The sequence below is a fragment of the Paraburkholderia dilworthii genome (assembly GCF_000472525.1).
Lineage (GTDB): Bacteria > Pseudomonadota > Gammaproteobacteria > Burkholderiales > Burkholderiaceae > Paraburkholderia > Paraburkholderia dilworthii.
This window is the reverse complement of record NZ_AWZT01000032.1, coordinates 30,408-48,881: the sequence shown is the minus strand read 5'-3', so window position 1 is coordinate 48,881 and position 18,474 is coordinate 30,408. Positions and strand designations below refer to the sequence as shown.

The window sequence follows — 18,474 nt, the reverse complement described above, 5'->3', positions numbered from 1 at the left end:
ATATCACGCGGCATGTACGCTTGTACGATCAGCGCGATAGGCCGTATGCGCGCGTCATAGCTTGCGCAGCAGTCCGGCCGCCGAACGCATCCGGCGTTTGCGTTCCTTGCGCAGCCAATGCATCACGGCCTCGGTATCGCCCGCACCGGCGAGCAAGCCCGCATTGTCTCGCAACAACATTTCACTTGCGACAATATCGTTTAGCGTACCGAAACGTTTTTGCACCTGCTTCAGCCGCTTGAGCGTGCGCTTATGGCTACCGCTCAAAACCGGCTGGAAGAATTCGAGCAGATAGCGCAGCTTTTTGCCGGCTTTCCTGACGTCGTGAAAGGCAGCGTAGTTCGAACGTTTCGCGCGGCGCGCGCGTTTGGCGCGCTTCATCAGCGAACGCTCAGACGCTGCTACACGCTTGCTCGCGAACTTGCGTAGCGGCACGCGTTCGTGCGTCGTGTTGATTTCCGTCGATGCGCTCGTCAATGCATCGCGCAACAGGTGCTTGACGTCGGCGTTCGACAGCGTCTCGCGGCTCGTTGCGAGCGCATCGCCGCGGGCTTGTTCGAGCTTCGGTGCGAGATCGCGGGCACCGCTGTCTTCCCCGGTAAGCAGTTCGATCAGGATGTCCCAATCGCGCGTCTTGCCGGCTGCGGTGGCCAGATACTTGTAGAGCGCGCGTTGCCGCGTGTTTTCGCCCTTCTCCAATAGCGGCGCGAAGGCCCACCACAACGAACGCAAACGGCGCAGCGAAACCCTTAGCTTGTGCAGCGCATCCGGCGATGGATCCTCGCGCACCGCATTGGCGTACGCAATCGCATCGCTCACGAGCGGGGCCGCATATGACGCGAACGCTGCGTGCGCCGTGGGCTCCGGGGCGGTCGGATCGGCGGCCGGCGGTGCTCCGTCTGCCCTGCGGCCTTCCTTGCGGCTGTCGCGCTTCATCGAACCTCCGTTGAAAAAGGTGGTGCGCCTCGTCCAGCTTAGCAAAAACGATTCCCGTCTGCCGCGCCGCTCATGCCCACTGATGCGCGCTGATGCGCGCCGTTGTGCGTCGGCGCAATGCAGCTGTCATCGTACAGACACACGCGCCTCGCAGGATCGGCAGTTCAGCAACATTACTTGAGGGGCACACGTCATGCCGGAACTTTCGTACCCGCAACCCAGTGCGGCAAGCGGCAAGGGGCGCAATCTCGGTCTCGTGATTTTCCTCGTCGTGATCGTAGTTGGCGTCGGTTATTGCGGCATGCAGCTAGCGGGCGATCTGCAACCCGTGCGCGAGGGTTCGGTTCTGCCGTATCTGCTGCTCGGTGTCGCGCTGCTGATTGCACTCGGATTCGAATTCGTCAACGGCTTTCACGACACGGCCAATGCCGTGGCCACTGTCATCTATACGCATTCGCTCGCGCCGAATCTTGCGGTGGTGTGGTCGGGCGCATGGAATTTCCTGGGCGTGCTGAGTTCGAGCGGCGCGGTCGCGTTCGGTATCCTGCAACTGCTGCCCGTCGAACTGATTCTGCAAGTAGGCAGCAGCGCCGGTTTTTCGATGGTGTTCGCGCTGCTGATCGCGGCCATCATCTGGAATCTCGGCACCTGGTATTTCGGCTTGCCGTCGTCGAGCTCGCATACATTGATCGGCTCGATCATCGGTGTTGGCCTGATGAATCAGCTGATGCACGGCGTGAACGGCACGAGCGGCGTGGACTGGAATCAGGCGCTCGGCGTCGGCAAGTCCCTGCTGTTCTCACCGCTCGTCGGATTTCTCGCAGCCGGATTGCTGCTGATGATTCTCAAGGCCGTTGTACGCATTCCCGCGTTATACGCCGAGCCGAAGGGCAAGGAGCCGCCGCCGTTCTGGATTCGCAGTCTGCTGATTCTGACGTGCACGGGCGTGTCGTTTGCGCACGGTTCGAACGACGGCCAGAAAGGTATGGGCCTCATCATGCTGATCCTGATCGGCACGGTGCCGACGGCATATGCACTGAACAAGGCCGTCACGCCGGCGCAAACGCAAACGTTCGTCGCGGTCGCGGAGCAGACTTCCGCCGCGCTTGCGAAGTACACGAACGGCGCGCCGCCTTCCGTCAATCCGCGTGCCGATGTGGAAGCCTATGTGCGCACGCATCAATTGACGCCCGCGACTTTGCCTGCGTTGAAGCAACTGACGGATGTAATCGCGCACCAGGTCAGCGCATCCGGTTCGATGGCGGCCGTGCCGCAAGGCATCGTCGACAACGTGCGCAACAACATGTACGTCGCGTCCGAAGCGATTCGTCTGATGGACAAGGCGAAGCAACCCGTCTTCGCGCCGGATGACGCCAAGGCCATCGACAACTTCAAGGCGCAGACGGACCACGCCACCAAGTTCATTCCGACGTGGGTGAAAGTTGCGGTGGCTATCGCGCTGGGCATGGGCACGATGGTCGGGTGGAAGCGGATCGTCGTGACTGTCGGCGAAAAAATCGGCAAACAGCATCTGACGTATGGACAGGGCGCGTCCGCCGAACTGGTTGCAATGGTGACGATCGGCGCGGCCGACATGTACGGCCTGCCGGTTTCCACCACGCATGTGCTCTCTTCGGGCGTGGCCGGCACGATGGCGGCCAACGGCTCGGGCTTGCAATGGGCGACCGTGCGCAGCCTCGTGCTTGCGTGGGTGCTGACGCTGCCGGCGTCCATTGCGCTCGCGGCCGGCTTGTACCGGGTGTTTCGCGCGGTGTTTTAAAACGCTTCGTTCGTGGCCGGTCATGCACAGACACAGCATGCAACCGGCATCATGAGAAAAGCGCGGCACGTGCCGCGCTTTTCCGTTTCTTCGACTCGAACGACAAAAGCCGCTCGAACCGCTCAATACACCTCGGGCACGATCATCGACGCAGGCACCGGCTGACGGCTGTACTCGTCGTGATAAACACGCGCCGGCAATTCGACACGCGGATGCTCGATCTCGTGATACGGCACCTGGTTCAGCAGATGGTGAATGCAGTTCAGGCGCGCGCGTTTCTTGTCGACGGCCTGCACGACCCACCACGGCGCCTCGGCAATATGCGAGCGTTGCAGCATCACTTCTTTCGCCAGCGTGTAAGCCTCCCAACGGCGGCGGCTTTCCAGGTCCATCGGGCTCAGCTTCCACTGCTTCAGCGGATCGTGGATGCGGTTCTGGAAGCGGATCTCCTGCTCTTCGTCAGTGATCGAAAACCAGTATTTGACGATCTGCACGCCGCTGCGCACGAGCATCTTTTCGAACTCGGGCACCGAGCGAAAGAATTCTTCGTATTCTTCGTCGGTGCAGAAATTCATTACGCGTTCGACGCCCGCGCGGTTGTACCAGCTGCGGTCGAACAGCACCATCTCGCCGCCAGCCGGCAGCTGAGAGACATAACGCTGGAAATACCATTGCGTGCGCTCGCGGTTGTTCGGTGCGGGCAGCGCTGCAACGCGGCACACGCGCGGATTGAGCCGCTGCGTGATGCGCTTGATCGCGCCGCCCTTGCCCGCGGCGTCACGTCCCTCGAAAATCACCACGAGACGATGCCCCGTCTGCACGATCCAGTCTTGCAGTTTGACGAGTTCGCCTTGCAAGCGGAACAGTTCGCGAAAATACACCTTGCGTGCTTCGCGGTGCTCGGGCGTGAAACCCTCCGCACCGTCGAGGATGCGGTCGTCGACCTCCATTTCGAGTTCCTCGTCATACGCGTCGATGAGGTCTTCCTCGAAACGGCGTTGCCGCTCCACCAGCAACTCGGCTTCAGGTCTCGGATCCTGCTCTTTCATTGCGGCTCTCCTGGCAACGGAAATCATTAGGCGCGCGGCGGCAAAAGCGACGCGGGCGCGCCCGATTATCGGCGCGTCCGGTGTCAGGCGTGTTACCGCGCAGCCGATTCATGATAGCGAGTTTCACGCGGATGCCGCCCGCTAACGCAACGGTTTGGCGAAGCTGAGCTCGTGGCCGTCCGGATCGGTGATGTGAAAATAGCGCTCGCCCCACGGCGCGTCGGAGGGTTCGAGCGACGGCTGGAATCCGGCCGCCAGCGCCTTGCGATATATCGCGTCGACATCGGACACGTAGACGATCACGCGCCCCCACCAGTTGACCGGCGCCCGCGAATCGGCGATCAGGTTCAAGTACGTGCCGCCGAACGCGAACGACGTAAACGCAGATTGCACACCGCCGAATTTGAGCGGGAAACCGAGGGCTTCATAGAAATGCACCGCCTGGCGCATGTCTCCGGTAGCAAGCGTGATCGCGCTGAGCGACTCGATTTGCGGCTCGGTCTGCCCGGATTCGGGCGATGAAGACAACAAAGCAGAAGCATCGGATGAAGCGACGGACGGATTCATGACGGCTGTCTCCCTAGCATGCGGCCGCAGTCGGCTCGCTGTTAGCGGAAAGTGTCTCACAACAGCGTTGCGCGCTTAGCGTCCGCTGCGGTCCGCGTGCGGAAACACTGCGCCAATAAAAAAAGCCCCGAACTCTGCCGAGCGCGAGGCCTTTTGTCATAAACGGCGCATCGCGAAGACGCACCGCCTGCACCGTTCGAAGAACGCTTACTGAATGACCCGCGTCACGCCACGGCCGCGCGGATCGGCTGCGGGCTCGGGCGTCTTGTCATTGATCTTGATCGCCTGAATGTCGCCGTTGAAATTCTGCGCCTTCAGCGTATAGCCCTTCGCTTCGACCTCTTTGGCGAGTTCGCCGTCGATCGGCGCATAGGGCTCCCAGAAAATCGTATTCGGCGGCAGCAACTGGTGATGGAAGCGCATCGCGGCGACCGCGTCCGGCAGCGGCATATTGAAGTCGTATATGTTGTTGATCACCTGGAAGATCGACGTGAAAATGCGCGAGCCGCCCGGCGTCCCGATCACGAGCGACACCTTGCCGTCCTTCGTGAGGATCGTCGGGCTCATGGATGACAGCGGGCGCTTCTTCGGTTCGATCGAATTCGCGTCGCTGCCCACCACGCCGAACATGTTGGCCACGCCCGGCTTTGCGGAGAAGTCGTCCATCTCGTCGTTCAGCACGATGCCTGTGCGATCCGCGACCACGCCCGAGCCGAAATAGCCGTTCACCGTGTACGTGTTCGACACCGCGTTACCCCACTTGTCGATCACCGAGAAATGCGTGGTTTCCGCCTTCTCCGGCATCGACGTGCCGAGTCCCGGCTGTACGCTCTTCGTGTCCGACGGCGTTTGCGGATTGACTTCGGCGGCGCGTTTCGCGATGTACGCGTCGTCGGTCAATTGCGCGACCGGCACCTTGTAGAAGTCGGGATCGCCGAGATATTGCGCGCGGTCGGCGAACACGCGCTTTTCGATTTCCGCGATCAGATGAATGTATTGCGGGGAATTAAGCGGAACGTCCTTGAAGTCGGCTTCGCGGTCGGCCTTCATCTTCAGCAATTGCACGAGGCCGATGCCGCCCGAGCTCGGCGGCGGCGCGGTGTACACGCGGTAGCCCTTCCAGTCGGCCTGGATCGGCTGGCGCCATACGGCCTTGTACTGCTGCAGATCGGCCTTGGTGATGAGGCCATGACCGCGCATGGACTCCGCGATCAGGTCGGCTGTCTTGCCCGAGTAAAAGTCTTTCGCGCCTTGGTCCGAAATGCGCTGCAACACAGCGGCCAGATCGGGTTGCTTGAAGTTCACGCCCTGCTTCAGGTTGCCGAAGTAGGTGTCGAAGTTCGTCTTGCCGGCAAACTCTTTCGCGGCCGCGTCGCGGCGCTCCTGCAATTGCTCGCTGACTGTGAAGCCGTCGCGCGCGTAGTGGATGGCCGGTGCAAGCACCTGCTTCCATTTGAGCTTACCGAAGCGGCGCTGCGCCTGCCACATGCCGTCCACGGTACCGGGCACGCCCACCGCACGGTAGCCGTACAGGCTCATGCCCTTGATGACCTCGCCCTTGTCGTCGAGGTACATGTTCTTGGTGGCCGCCAGCGGTGCGCGCTCGCGGTAGTCGAGGAAGTACGGCTTGCCGCCCACGTACAGCGTCATGAAACCGCCGCCGCCGATGTTGCCCGCTTCCGGATAAGTCACGGCCAGCGTGAAGGCGATAGCGACCGCGGCATCGACTGCATTGCCGCCTTCCTTGAAAATCTGTTCGGCGGCCTCGGCGCTGTATTCGTCGGCGACCGCGATCGCGGACGCCGTGAGTACAGCCGGCTGTGTTTTCGCGGGCGGCTTCGCGATGGCCGGCGTGGCCTCGAAAAAGCCGACGGAAACCGACAAGAGTGCGGCCAGCGCAAATCCACTGGCAGACGATTTAGCGTTGCGGAACAACCTCATTGAAATCCCCCAAGACGACTGTTTCACCTGACGATAACTTCAGTTCCCTTGGGGCTTATAACATGTGAAGCGCCTCTTTGCGAAGCCGCGGCGTTCCGTAAGGCGACTGCTGCGGCACACAAAGAGGCGGACAGCCTCGGTCAGACCGAAGCCGCCGGGGAGAGCACCTGCGAGGCCACATCGTCCACGGCCGCGCGAGCGAGCTTCACGATTTCGTCGACGTCGCTGCGCGAAGTCACGAGCGGCGGCGCGAAGCCGAGGATGTCGCCGTGCGGCATCGCGCGCGCAATCAGCCCGCGTTGCAGCGCAGCAGCCGACACCCGCGGACCGACCTTCAATGCCGGGTCGAACGGAAGGCGGCCGTCTTTATCGGCCATGAATTCGAGCGCGGCCAGCATGCCGACGCCGCGCACTTCGCCCACCAGCGGATGGGAGTCGAACGCGACATGCAACTGTTCGAGCAGATACGCGCCGGTTTGTGCCGCGTTCTGCGTGAGATTCTCGCGCTCCAGGATATCGAGGTTCGCAAGCGCGGCGGCCGCGCAGACCGGATGCCCCGAGTAGGTCCAGCCGTGCCCCATTGCGCCCATTTCCTGCGACGCCTTATCGATCACGTCCCACACACCCTCGCTTACGATCACCCCCGACAGCGGCGCATACGCGCTCGTCAGCCCCTTGGCGACGGTGATCAGATCCGGCGTAATGCCGTAGTGCTGCGCGCCCATCTTCGAGCCGAGCCGGCCAAAACCGCACACCACTTCATCGCAGATCAGCAGAATGTCGTGCTTCTTCAGGACCTGCTGGATCGCTGCCCAATATCCCGCCGGCGGCGGCAAGATGCCGCCCGTTCCCATCACCGGTTCGGCAATGAATGCAGCAACCGTGTCGGCGCCTTCGCGCGCGATCAGTTGCTCGAGTTCTTCTACGCAGTAAGCGACGAACTGCGTTTCGTTCATGCCGGCCGGCGCATGTCGATACCAGTGCGGGCACACCGTGTGTTTGACGCGCTCGACAGGCAGATCGAAGCATTGATGGAAGCTCGGCAGGCCCGTGAGGCTGCCCGTCACGATGCCCGAGCCGTGATAGCCACGCTGGCGAGAAATGATCTTCTTCTTGTTCGGCCGGCCCTTCACGTTGTTGTAGTACCAGACGAGCTTGACCTGCGTTTCGTTCGCATCCGAGCCCGACATGCCGTAATACACTTTCTTCATGCCTAGCGGCGCCCAGTCGATAATCCGCGACGACAGTTCGATGATCGTATCCGTCGAGTGGCCGACATACGTGTGGTAGTACGCGAGCTTCTTCGCCTGCTCGTAGATCGCCTCGGCAACTTCCGTGCGGCCGTAGCCGATGTTCACGCAATAGAGGCCCGCGAAAGCGTCGATAAACGACTTGCCCTGATGATCTTCAATTCGGATGCCTTTCGCTCCCGTCACGATACGGCCGGGCAGCGCACCGCTCGCATGATCGTGAGCGTGCGTCGAAGGATGCATGAAATGCGCGCGGTCGGCGTTGAATAGTTGATCGAGTTGTTCGAGTTGAGTCATGAAATGCTCCTTCGTTGAATCGATGAATGAGGTTAGGCGGCGGCTGCAACGCTGCGAGCGGCAATGCTGTCGGTCACCGGCAAGCCGAGCTGGCCAAGGCAGAAATAGCGCGTCTCGACAAAAGGTTCGAAGCCCTCGGCGCCGCCTTCGCGGCCAAGGCCCGACGACTTGATGCCGCCGAACGGAATCGGAGCGCCCGTGAATTTCGCGCCGTTCACGGAAACCATCGCGAACTCCAGACGGCGGATCAGTTGAAAGACCGTATTGAGGTCACGCGCGCAGACGTATGCGGCCAGCCCGTACTCCGTGTCGTTCGCGCGCCGAATTACTTCGTCAAGCGAATCGAATGGTGTTATGGCGGAAATCGGCGCAAAGTTTTCTTCGTCGTAAATGCGCATGCCGGGTGCGGCGTCGGCCACTACGGTCGGCTCGAAGAACCAGCCGCCGCGTTCATGCGCCGATCCGCCGACGGTGATGCGAGCGCCCTGCGCTTGTGCATCCGCGACGCGCTGCACGGTCGTGTCGAACGCGGCCTGATGCATCAACGGGCCGACGTCCACGTTCGCTTCGAATGCCGAGCCCACTTTCAATGCGCGAACCGCATCGCTGTATTGAGCGACGAAAGCCTCGTACACCGGACGCGCGACGAAAATGCGATTGGCCGCGCAGCAGTCCTGTCCCGAGGTTTGAAACTTCGCCGCGACTGCAACGCGCACGGCCTGATCGAGGTCTGCGTCTTCGGTCACGATGAACGGCGCATTGCCGCCCAATTCCAGCGCCGTTTTCTTGATGCCGGCTTTGGCGACGGCCTGCATCACGAGCGCGCCGACACGAGTCGAACCAGTAAAGCTCACCGAGCGCACGCGCGCATCGCCCACCAGCGTTTGCATCGCCATTTGCGGTTCGCCGAGCACGACGTTGAACACGCCTGCGGGAAAGCCCGCTTCTTCCGCGAGTTGAGCAAGCGCGAGCGCCGAGAACGGCGTTTCATGTGCGGGCTTGACCACCACCGTGCAACCGGCCGCGAGCGCGGCGGCCGCCTTGCGCGTGATCATCGCGCAGGGAAAATTCCACGGCGTGATCAACGCGGCGACGCCCACCGGTTCGATCACCGTGCCGAGTTGCGCACCGTCGATATGCGTGGGAATCGTGCGGCCATTCAAGCGCCGCACTTCATGCGCGAACCATTCGACAAAGCTCGCGCCATACGCAATCTCCCCGCGCGCTTCCGCAAGCGGCTTGCCCTGTTCGAGCGACAGGATCGCGGCCAGATCGTGCTGATGCCGCAAGATCAGTTCGTGCCAGCGCAGCAGCAGCGCCGAGCGCTTCGCGACCGGCAACCAGCGCCATGCGGAAAACGCGCGCTGCGCGGCGTCGACCGCTTCGGTGATCTGCGCGGCGTCGAGCATCGGTACATGTCCGAGCACCTGCTGATCCGCGGGATTGCGCACGGCGACGCTGGCCGCGCTCGCGCTATGCACCCAGCGCCCGTCGACGTAGCACAGCGATTTGAACAGAACCGGATGACCCAGCAACATGACGACCTCCTGTGGGCGATGTATGTCTGTCACTGTACGGTCAGCGGGCTTGCGTTTCTTTCTGTTCCCGCGTGTTAAAGCAGGCGTTTTTTCCATAATTCGCAGCCGCGCATGGCATTTTTTCGGTTGCGTCGGCGCGTGCATCAACTGTCGTCGCCGAGGGTTTCGCCAGCCCAGTCCGGCACGCCTTCCGGCATGCTCTTCACGACTTTCGTGACGATGTACGTGAAGTACTTTTCGATGCCCAGTTCGTCAGTGAGCAGTGAATCGATAAAGCGTTGATAGTGGTCGATGTCGCGTGACATCACGTGCATTACGTAGTCGACGCCGCCGCCCGTTGCATGACACTGCGCGACCTCGGGGGAAGCTGCGATCCGCTCCTCGAAGCGCCGCATGTCCTGCGCGGTGTGCCGCGCAAGCGTCACCTCGACCACGACGCGAGCACCCTTGAACGCGCGCAGCCAGTCGATGTCGGCGCGATAACCGCGAATCACGCCGCTTTCTTCCAGGCGCTTGACGCGCTCCCACGCCGGCGAAATCGACAGGTTGATTTCCTCCGCGAGACGCGACTTCGTAATGCGTCCGTCACGCGCGAGAATGCGCAAAATCGCCAGGTCGTAGCGATCGAGTTTCATCGCGCTCAAAAGCTCACCGGTATGCCGCGTTCGACGACATCGGCCACCACCGCGACCGTATCGCCGATTCGCACCAAACCCGGGAAACGACGCGCCGCCAGCATGCCGCCACGGCGCGCGCGATATTCGACCGGCGCAGCGCCAGTACGCGACGCGTCGTAAACCCGCGCGATCACCTCACCGCTTTCGACCATCTCGCCAAGGTCCTTGCAGAGTTCCAGCAGTCCGTCGTGTTCGCTGGTCGTGAAGCAGGTGCTGTCGGGCATGTCGAGAAGTGTTGTGGTGCGCGTGGCTTCGATGCCTGGTTCGTGGCTTACGTCATGGCGCGCCTCCTGCGTGAGAATGCCCGCGTGCTGCAAGAAGCCGCGCACGCCGCGCGAGGCCACTGCCACGCTTTGTGCCGTGGCCGTCCCACCGCCGCCAAGTTCCGTCGACACGAATACTTTGCCCGCTTCCTCAGCCGCGCTATCGAAAAGGCCCACGCTATCCAGTTCCAGCATTCGCATCGAGTAAGGCGCGCCGAACGCGCGCATCGCCGCTTCGCAGCGCGCCTGCTGACGCTCGTCCGGCAGCAGATGAATCGCGGCGAACGGGACGAAGTCGAGCGTGCGGCCGCCCGCATGCAGATCGAGCACGTAATCGGCGAGCGGCAGCAGATAGCGCTGGAAATAATCGGCGATCTTCTCGGTGATCGTGCCGTCCGGCTTGCCGGGGAAACTGCGGTTCAGATTGCCGCGATCGATCGGCGACGTGCGTGTTCCCGCACGAAACGCAGGAAAATTCATGAACGGCACGATGATGACGCGGCCCTTCACGTCCCCGGCTTTCAGCGTCGAAGCGAGCTTCGACAGCGCGATCGGCCCTTCATATTCGTCACCATGATTGCCGCCGGTGAGCAACGCGGTCGGCCCGTCGCCGTTGCGGATCACCGTGACCGGAATCATCTCGGCGCCCCAAGCGGAGGCGTCGTGCGAATGCGGCAGTTTCAGAAAGCCGTGCTGTTCGCCGTCTGCGTCGAAATCGACGGTCGGCTGAATGGGCGATGCGCGCATGTGCACTACTCCTTCACGAACAGCTTGCGCGGCGTATTGCAGAACGTCTCGACGCCGTTCTCCGTAATCAGGATGCTTTCGGTGATTTCGAGTCCCCAATCGTCGAGCCAGAGTCCCGGCATGAAGTGAAACGTCATGCCGGGTTCGAGGACAGTCTTGTCCCCCGGGCGCAGGCTCATCGTGCGCTCGCCCCAATCCGGCGGATAGCTCGCGCCGATCGGATAGCCGCAGCGGCTGTTCTTTTCAATGCCGTATTTGTGCAGCATCGCAAAGAACGCGTTGGCAATGTCCTCGCAGGTGTTGCCAGGTTTGGCCGCCGCAAGACCGGCTTCGATGCCTTCGACAACCGCGCGCTCGCCGTCGATGAAATGCTTCGGCGGCTTGCCGAGATACACGGTGCGCGATTGCGGACAGTGGTAGCGCTTGAAGCAACCGGCAATTTCGAAGAACGTGCCCGCGCCCTTGACGAACGGTGTGTCGTCCCAGGTGAGATGCGGCGCGGCGGCATCGGCGCCGGTCGGCAACAACGGCACAATGGCCGGATAGTCGCCGCCGTAACCTTCCACACCGCGAATGCCTGTCGAGTAAATTTCGGCCACGAGATCGTTCTTGCGCATGCCAGGCTCGATGCGCTCGACGATGCGCGCATGCATCGCTTCGACGATGCGCGCCGCCACGCGCATGTATTCGATCTCGCGCGGCGATTTCACTGCGCGTTGCCAGTTCACGAGGCTCGTCGCATCCTGCCATTCTGCTTTCGGCAGATGCTGGACGAGCGAACGATAAGCCGCCGCGCTGAAATAGTAGTTATCCATTTCCACGCCGATCTTCAACGCGCCCCAGCCGCGCGCCTCGATCACTTCACGCGCGAGGTAATCCATCGGATGGCGTGCGGCTGACTGCACGTAATGATCTGGATAACCAACTATCTGATCGTGCTGCATGAATACGGTGCGCTTTGCGCCATTCGCGTCCTGGCCGCGTCCGAACCAGACCGGCTCGCCATCGAGCGCAAGCAGCACGCATTGATGCACATAAAACGACCAGCCGTCGTAGCCGGTCAGCCACGCCATGTTGGTCGGGTCGGACACGATCAGCAGTTCGATCCCGGCGGCCTGCATCGCCTTGCGCGTTTTAGCAATACGTGCGTCGTATTCCGCGCGTTCGAACGGCAAACGCGCGGCCGGCGCCTGATCGCTCACATTGCGTTCCAGTTGCTTTGTCTCTGACATCGTCCCCTCTCAGCGCTTCACATCGTTACGAAAAATCATTCCTGCCTTCGCGGCGCGCGCTCGCTGCAATGCAAGCGCGGCGATAGCCGTGTCCTGCGCGCCGGTGCCGGTAAGATCGCAGATCGTCATGTCGCGATCGTTCACGCGGCCCACGGCCTTGCCCGCTATCACCTCGCCCAATTCGGCCATCGTGGCGTCGGCCTGGATCGCGCGGGCATTCAGCGCGTGATGTAGTTCGCCGAGCACACGCGTCTGTTGCACGCGGTCGCAGATGTAGCGCCCCGCCGCCAGTGCGGCCGGCGCAATTTCGTTTTTGTGCTCGGCGTCCGAGCCCATTGCGGTGATATGCAAACCGGCGTGCAGATGCGCGGCTTCGATCAAGGGTGTGCGGCTCGGCGTCGTGGTAATGGCCACGTCCGCTTCGGCGAGCGCGTGGGCGACATCGCGCGCGGCTTCGCAGCGCACGCCGAATGTCGCGGTCACTTCTTCTGCAAAGCGTTCCGCGTTGATGCGATTGCGAGCCCACACGCGCACCTGTTCGACGCGGCGTACCAGCATCAACGCTTGCAGTTGTAGACGCGCCTGTTCGCCTGCGCCGAGCACCGCGACTTGCGGCGTATGCTGCTTCGCGAGCCAGCGTGCCGCGACGGCGCCTGCGGCTGCCGTGCGCACCGCAGTCAGATAACCGTTATCGAGCAGCACCGCTTCGGTCAGCCCCGTCTTTGCCGACAGCACCAGCATCAGCCCGTTCAAACTCGGCAGACCAAGCGCGGGATTGTTGAAGAAGCCGGGACTGACCTTGATCGCAAAGCTGTCGAAGCGCGGCAGATACGCGGTCTTTACATCGACCTCGCCGTTCTGCACGGGCAGATCGAGCCGCAGGATCGGCGGCATCGCGACATCTTCGGTGGCCAACGCGAGGAAAGCCGCTTCGACCTGATCGATTGCCGCGAGATCGAGCGGCACCAGTTCGCGAAGCTGCGCTTCGCCGAGCAATGTGACGGACGTCATGGCGTTTCCGGGGAATGGGACTGTGCGGGCATCGCATTGACGATGCGGCGATGCAGATCGATGTCGATGTTCGAGCCGGTCACGATGAGCACCACCGGACCGCGCGGCACACGCACGTCGTGCAGCCTGCCGTCGAGCAGTGCGGCGATGCCGACTGCCGCTGCACCTTCCACGACGAGCCGCTCGTGCTGATACGCATGCACGATGCCGCGCGCAATCGAGGCTTCGTCGAGCAGCACGGTATCGTCAATCAGATCGCGTGTGAGCTGATACGTGTAGCGGTTTTCGAGGCCGATGCCGCCGCCCAGCGAATCGGCCAACGTCTCGACTTCATCGACAAGCACGGGCCGTCCTGCCGCGAGACTCGCATGCATTGCGGCACCGCGCGCCATCGTCACGCCACTCATGCGGATCGCGCTATTCGCGCTTTTGGCGGCGAATGCAACACCGGCGAACAGACCGCCGCCGGACAACGGCACGACAATATGCGCAACGTCCGGCAGCGCTTCGACGATTTCGAGTCCGATGGTCGCCTGCCCCGCGATCACATTGAGATCGTCAAAGGGCGGCACGTACGCGAAGCGCTCTTCGCGCACGAGCCGCAACGCTTCGTGCTCGGCCTCGTCCTGGCTCTTGCCGACAATGCGCACCTGTGCACCGAGCGCGCGCACCGCTTCCACCTTGTTCCGCGGCACGAGCGCGGACAGACAGACGGTGGCTTCGATACCTAGCGCGCGAGCCGCATGAGCCACCGCGCGGCCATGATTCCCAGTCGATGCGGTCACGACTTTGCGGCAACCTTGCTCGCTCAGTTGAGCAACAGCATTGGTCGCGCCTCGCAGCTTGAAGCTGCCAGTCGGCTGCACGGTTTCGAGCTTGAGAAAGACCGGCGTGCCGGCGATGGCCGAGAGGCTCGGCGATTCGACAAGCGGCGTGCGGCACACGCGCCCTTCGATACGGCGACACGCGCGATAGACATCGGCCAGCGACAGAACGGACATGAACGGCCCTGCACGAAAGGGTTCAATTCGATGCCGTCGCTGCTTTGCGATGACTGAAGCGTCATGCTGGCTGCGGCCGCATCGTTTTCAATGCAGCCCAGTCTAATGTTCTAAAAAACGATTTCTATTGTCCTAGTTCATTTCGCCCACGCTGCTCGCAGTGCGATTAGCGGGTCACGTGAAATCGTGCACTTGGGGATACTGCTCGAAGACCTCGCGCATCGTCTCCAATGCGGCTTTATACGTTTCGTCGCTCACTTCGGCGCCCACGCAAACCCGTACCGCATTCGGCCGGTCCGCGCCGCGCACGAGAAACGGATCGGCGGAAGTCACGGCAATGTCGCGATTGCGCAATTCCCTCACGAGCCGGTCCGCCTGCCAGTGCTCGGGCACGCGCAGCCATGCGGACAAAGCCTGTGGATGCGCGCCGAGCACATAGCCGCCGAGCGTTTGCTGCAACAGCGCCTGGCGCCGGCCCAAACGTTCACGCTGGATCTGCACGAGACGCTCCGCGGTGCCGTCGACGATCCAGCGCGTTGCGACTTCGGCCATCGGCGACGTGGCCATCCAGCTGCTCACGCGCAACACGCTTTCAGCACGCAGCGCGAGCCGCCGTGGCGTAGTCAGATAGCCGATGCGCAAACCTGTCAGTACCGACTTCGTCAGACTCGTGCAATAGAACGACAACTCGGGGATCAGACTCGCGATCGGCGTCGCGGCCCTGGCGGGCAATGGGCCGTAGACATCGTCCTCGATGATGTATACGCCGTAGCGCTCCGCGATGCGCGCAATCGCGCGGCGCCGCGAATCGGGCATCATCGCGACGGTGGGGTTGTTGAGCGTGGGCGTGCAGACGAGCGCGCTGATCCGCTCGCTGTCGCACATCTCCTCGAAATGTTCGGGGTGTATGCCATATTCGTCGATTTCGAGGCCCTTCAGCGTGAAGCCGAGCACATTAGCCGAGCCGATCACACCGTGGTCGGTGAGGCTTTCGCACAGCACGGTGTCGCCGGGGCCCACGAGCGACGCGAGCGCGAGGAAGATGCCGTGCGCGGCGCCATTCGTGACGAGCAGCGTATCAGCGGAAGCGGGCATGCCCAACGAGGCAAGCCACGCGACGCCCGCCTGCCGATGATGCTCGAAGCCCGCAATCGGACGGAATGCGCGAATCCACGGCTGGTCGTCGAGTGTGGACAGCGTCGCGCAGACCTTGCGCCACATCGCGTCGTGCTCCGCCGTATGGATGATGCGCGCAATCGAAAAGTCGACCACCGAGCGCTCTGCCGTATCGAGCATATAGTTCGACATGGTCTCGGTGACGCGCGCCGCAACGAAGCTGCCGCGCCCCACCTCGCAGCGGATCAGCCCTTGCCGCTCCAGTTCCTTGTATGCGTTGGTCACGGTCTGAACGCTGATTGCCAGCTCGCCGGCCACATCGCGCTGCGGCGGCAGACGCGCGCCCGCGGGCAGCGAAGCGCTTTCGATATCGCCCGCGATGGCCTTCACCAGCCGTTTGTACTTCGACTCCACGCCGTGCACCGCCCGCACTGCGTCACGCCACTGCTCGATCACCTGCGCCTCCACGTTCTGCTGTTGCAAGCCCATGTTATGAGCTACTGTCCTGTCGTCGTTTACCCTTGCAGCCGGTTATGTCTACAAGCCCACGATGCGACGTGCCAACGCCTCTCATACTGCCGCCAAACAGGCCGGGAAAATTATTGTCCTAGAGCAATCGCAACAAAAAATTGGCTTTGTATGCTGCATTCAGGGTTACGGCGCGAGGCTAGTGAAGCGCGGATATCGCCGGCCCTTCGCGTTGCCGCGCGCATGATGCGCCGCGACATTCATCACGCCACACCACGGAATCGATATGAAAGCGAAGCGCACTTCAGGATTGCTGGGAGCCCTCTGCGTCGCGGCGGCGGCTCTGGCCATGCCGGCACAACATGCGTCGGCCGAAACGACGTTGCAGCGCATTCAACGCACCGGCGAAGTGCGCATCGGCTATGCAAATGAAGCGCCGTTCGCGTACACCACGCCGGACGGCAAGGTGACCGGCGAGTCGCCGGAAATCGCCCGGAAAATTTTCGGGAGAATGGGCGTGAAGAAAGTAGATGGCGTGCTGACCGAATGGGGCTCGCTCATTCCCGGTCTGCGCGCGGGCCGTTTCGACGTGATCGCAGCGGGCATGTACATCACGCCGGAGCGTTGCAAGCAGGTCGCGTTCGCCAATCCGCAGTATCAGATTCAGGACACGCTTCTGGTGCTCAAAGGCAATCCAAAGAATCTGCATAGCTACGGCGATATCGGCAAGCAGCCCGACCTCAAACTCGCCGTGATGGCCGGTGCAGTGGAACTCGCCAATTCGCGCGATGCCGGCGTGAAAGACGCCCAACTCATGCAGGTGCCCGACACGACCGCGCAACTGCAAGCCGTTCGTGCACGCCGCGCCGACGCCGCCGCCGGAACCGCGCTCACGATGAAGGGTCTCGCCGCGAAAGCATCTGACCAGGTCGAGGCCGTCGCGAAGTTCACCGACGACCCGAAGCACACCGGCTACGGTGCTCTCGCATTCCGCCCGGAAGACGGCGATCTGCGCGATGCGGTCAACAAGCAGTTGCAGGAGTGGCTCGGCACGGCCGACCATCTGCAAACCGTGGCGCCGTTCGGCTTCGACAAAACGAATCTGACGACGCGCACCGCCGCCGAGATCTGCGGCAAGTAAGCGAAGCCACACGCATCGCAAGCGAATCGACATCGCGCCGGCAAGCGCCGGCACTCAAGTTACAGGCGCGTGCAAGCGCACGCACCGTCATGCAAGCGAGGAACCGCCATGCGTGAACTATTTCCCCTGCTGCTCCAAGGCACGCTCGTGACGATCGAGATCGCCGCCTGCGCAACCGTGCTCGCGATCGTGATGGCGTTCGTCGGAACAGCCGCGAAGCTCGCGCCGTGGGCGCCGCTGCGCTGGCTCGGCAATGCTTACGTCGAGATCTTTCGCGGCACCTCGTTGCTCGTGCAACTGTTCTGGTTTTTCTTCGTGCTGCCACTGCCGCCGTTTCGCATCGAGATGACGCCGTTTACCGTCGCCATCGTCGGACTCGGTTTGCACTATGGCGCGTACGGCTCGGAAATTCTGCGCGGCGCACTGCGTTCGGTGCCCGGCGGACAGTTCGAGGCCGCGCTCGCGCTCAACATGTCGCCGCTTTCCAGAATGCGCCGCATCGTGCTGCCGCAAGCGATGATCAATGCGCTGCCGCCCGCCACCAATCTGATGATCGAACTACTCAAGGGCACGTCGCTGGTATCGCTGATCACGCTGTCGGACCTGACGTTTCGCGCACGGCAACTCGACGAGGCGACTTTCAAGACCGCCGAGATTTTCATGCTCACGCTGGTTATCTACTTCGTGCTCGCGCAGATTCTCGTTGCGCTGATGCGGCATTTCGAGCGCCGCGTGAGTCACGGCATCATCCAGAGGGCCGTCCGATGAACAGCTTTTTCGACCTGCATTACGCAGAGCAAATCCTGCCCGCGCTGTTGCGCGCGTCGATGTACACGATCCTCATTACGTTGATCGGTTTTGCAATCGCGTTGGTGCTCGGGCTCGTGCTGGCCGTGCTGCGGCGCAGCCCGGTCAAGGCGGTGTCGCGCACAGTTGGGTTTATTGTCGAGTTCATTCGCAGTACGCCGTTGCTGATTCAGGTGTACGTGCTGTTCTATGTGCTGCCGGTGTATGGCATCACGATGTCCGCTTTGACGGCGGGCACCGTGGGTATCGCGCTGCACTACGCGTGCTACACGTCGGAGGTGTATCGCGCCGGCCTGAACGGCGTGGCGCGCGGTCAGTGGGAAGCGGCCTGCGCGCTGTCGCTGTCGCCGTGGCGCACCTATAGCGGCGTGATTCTGCCGCAGGCGATTCGCCCGGTGATTCCCGCGCTCGGCAACTATCTGGTAGCGATGTTCAAGGACACGCCCGTACTCTCGGCGATTACCGTGGTCGAACTGATGCAGCAGGCGAAGAACATCGGCTCCGAGACCTTCCGCTATCTGGAGCCGATCACGCTCGCGGGCATCTTCTTCCTGCTGATCAGCGTGACGTTCGCGCACCTCGTGCGGCGGCTCGAATACGGCCTGAGGTTGCCATGACCGTGAAGACCGACCTCGATGCCCCTACCCCGCCGC

At 62.3% G+C, this 18,474-nt stretch carries 16 protein-coding genes; 4 read left to right on the top strand and 12 right to left on the bottom strand.

From position 1 onward, the window contains the following. Nucleotides 1-54 precede the first annotated feature (54 nt). Nucleotides 55-936, bottom strand: a complete 882-nt coding sequence (locus tag F759_RS0124080) for a CHAD domain-containing protein (RefSeq protein ID WP_027802119.1) — start codon at nucleotides 934-936, stop codon at nucleotides 55-57. A gap of 193 nt (nucleotides 937-1,129) precedes the next feature. Between F759_RS0124080 and F759_RS0124075 the strand changes: the two genes are divergently transcribed. Further along, nucleotides 1,130-2,716, top strand: coding sequence for an inorganic phosphate transporter (locus F759_RS0124075; RefSeq protein WP_027802118.1), 1,587 nt, complete (start codon nucleotides 1,130-1,132; stop codon nucleotides 2,714-2,716). A 122-nt stretch (nucleotides 2,717-2,838) separates the two neighbouring features. Here F759_RS0124075 and ppk2 read toward each other — a convergent pair whose 3' ends face one another. The 11 genes from ppk2 to ehuR form a co-directional block, all read right to left on the bottom strand. After that, the gene (gene ppk2, locus F759_RS0124070) at nucleotides 2,839-3,765 is read right to left on the bottom strand and encodes a polyphosphate kinase 2 (RefSeq protein ID WP_027802117.1); all 927 of its coding nucleotides are present in this window, start codon (nucleotides 3,763-3,765) and stop codon (nucleotides 2,839-2,841) included. 141 nt (nucleotides 3,766-3,906) lie between these two features. After that, nucleotides 3,907-4,332 (bottom strand): VOC family protein, encoded by a 426-nt coding sequence (locus F759_RS0124065; RefSeq protein ID WP_027802116.1) that lies wholly within the window; start codon nucleotides 4,330-4,332, stop codon nucleotides 3,907-3,909. A gap of 207 nt (nucleotides 4,333-4,539) precedes the next feature. Next, entirely contained in the window at nucleotides 4,540-6,273 is a 1,734-nt protein-coding gene (gene ggt / locus F759_RS0124060; protein ID WP_027802115.1) for a gamma-glutamyltransferase, read from the bottom strand. 140 nt (nucleotides 6,274-6,413) lie between these two features. Continuing rightward, nucleotides 6,414-7,820 carry an aspartate aminotransferase family protein gene (locus F759_RS0124055; RefSeq protein ID WP_027802114.1) on the bottom strand — a complete coding sequence of 469 codons (1,407 nt, stop codon included), beginning with the start codon at nucleotides 7,818-7,820 and terminating at the stop codon, nucleotides 6,414-6,416. A gap of 32 nt (nucleotides 7,821-7,852) precedes the next feature. Then, nucleotides 7,853-9,358, bottom strand: coding sequence for an NAD-dependent succinate-semialdehyde dehydrogenase (locus F759_RS0124050; RefSeq protein WP_027802113.1), 1,506 nt, complete (start codon nucleotides 9,356-9,358; stop codon nucleotides 7,853-7,855). 143 nt (nucleotides 9,359-9,501) lie between these two features. Then, complete coding sequence (locus tag F759_RS0124045) at nucleotides 9,502-9,993, bottom strand: Lrp/AsnC family transcriptional regulator (RefSeq protein WP_027802112.1); 492 nt, start codon at nucleotides 9,991-9,993, stop codon at nucleotides 9,502-9,504. 5 nt (nucleotides 9,994-9,998) lie between these two features. Beyond that, nucleotides 9,999-11,045 (bottom strand): N(2)-acetyl-L-2,4-diaminobutanoate deacetylase DoeB, encoded by a 1,047-nt coding sequence (gene doeB, locus F759_RS0124040; protein ID WP_027802111.1) that lies wholly within the window; start codon nucleotides 11,043-11,045, stop codon nucleotides 9,999-10,001. 5 nt (nucleotides 11,046-11,050) lie between these two features. After that, the gene (doeA, locus tag F759_RS0124035) at nucleotides 11,051-12,277 is read right to left on the bottom strand and encodes an ectoine hydrolase DoeA (RefSeq protein ID WP_027802110.1); all 1,227 of its coding nucleotides are present in this window, start codon (nucleotides 12,275-12,277) and stop codon (nucleotides 11,051-11,053) included. Between the two features lie 9 nt (nucleotides 12,278-12,286). Then, the gene (locus F759_RS0124030; protein ID WP_027802109.1) at nucleotides 12,287-13,288 is read right to left on the bottom strand and encodes a cyclodeaminase; all 1,002 of its coding nucleotides are present in this window, start codon (nucleotides 13,286-13,288) and stop codon (nucleotides 12,287-12,289) included. Next, nucleotides 13,285-14,289 (bottom strand): hydroxyectoine utilization dehydratase EutB, encoded by a 1,005-nt coding sequence (eutB, locus tag F759_RS0124025; RefSeq protein WP_027802108.1) that lies wholly within the window; start codon nucleotides 14,287-14,289, stop codon nucleotides 13,285-13,287. Before eutB ends, F759_RS0124030 begins: the two co-directional genes overlap by 4 nt. A gap of 174 nt (nucleotides 14,290-14,463) precedes the next feature. After that, nucleotides 14,464-15,861 carry a MocR-like ectoine utilization transcription factor EhuR gene (ehuR, locus tag F759_RS0124020; RefSeq protein WP_027802107.1) on the bottom strand — a complete coding sequence of 466 codons (1,398 nt, stop codon included), beginning with the start codon at nucleotides 15,859-15,861 and terminating at the stop codon, nucleotides 14,464-14,466. 298 nt (nucleotides 15,862-16,159) lie between these two features. On the opposite strand from ehuR, the gene ehuB reads away from it, so the two are divergent. From ehuB to ehuD, 3 genes are all read left to right on the top strand, one after another. Next, entirely contained in the window at nucleotides 16,160-17,014 is an 855-nt protein-coding gene (gene ehuB, locus F759_RS0124010) for an ectoine/hydroxyectoine ABC transporter substrate-binding protein EhuB (RefSeq protein ID WP_027802106.1), read from the top strand. 108 nt (nucleotides 17,015-17,122) lie between these two features. After that, nucleotides 17,123-17,782, top strand: a complete 660-nt coding sequence (ehuC, locus tag F759_RS0124005; protein ID WP_027802105.1) for an ectoine/hydroxyectoine ABC transporter permease subunit EhuC — start codon at nucleotides 17,123-17,125, stop codon at nucleotides 17,780-17,782. Continuing rightward, nucleotides 17,779-18,438 (top strand): ectoine/hydroxyectoine ABC transporter permease subunit EhuD, encoded by a 660-nt coding sequence (ehuD, locus tag F759_RS0124000; RefSeq protein WP_027802104.1) that lies wholly within the window; start codon nucleotides 17,779-17,781, stop codon nucleotides 18,436-18,438. Before ehuC ends, ehuD begins: the two co-directional genes overlap by 4 nt. Nucleotides 18,439-18,474 lie beyond the last annotated feature (36 nt).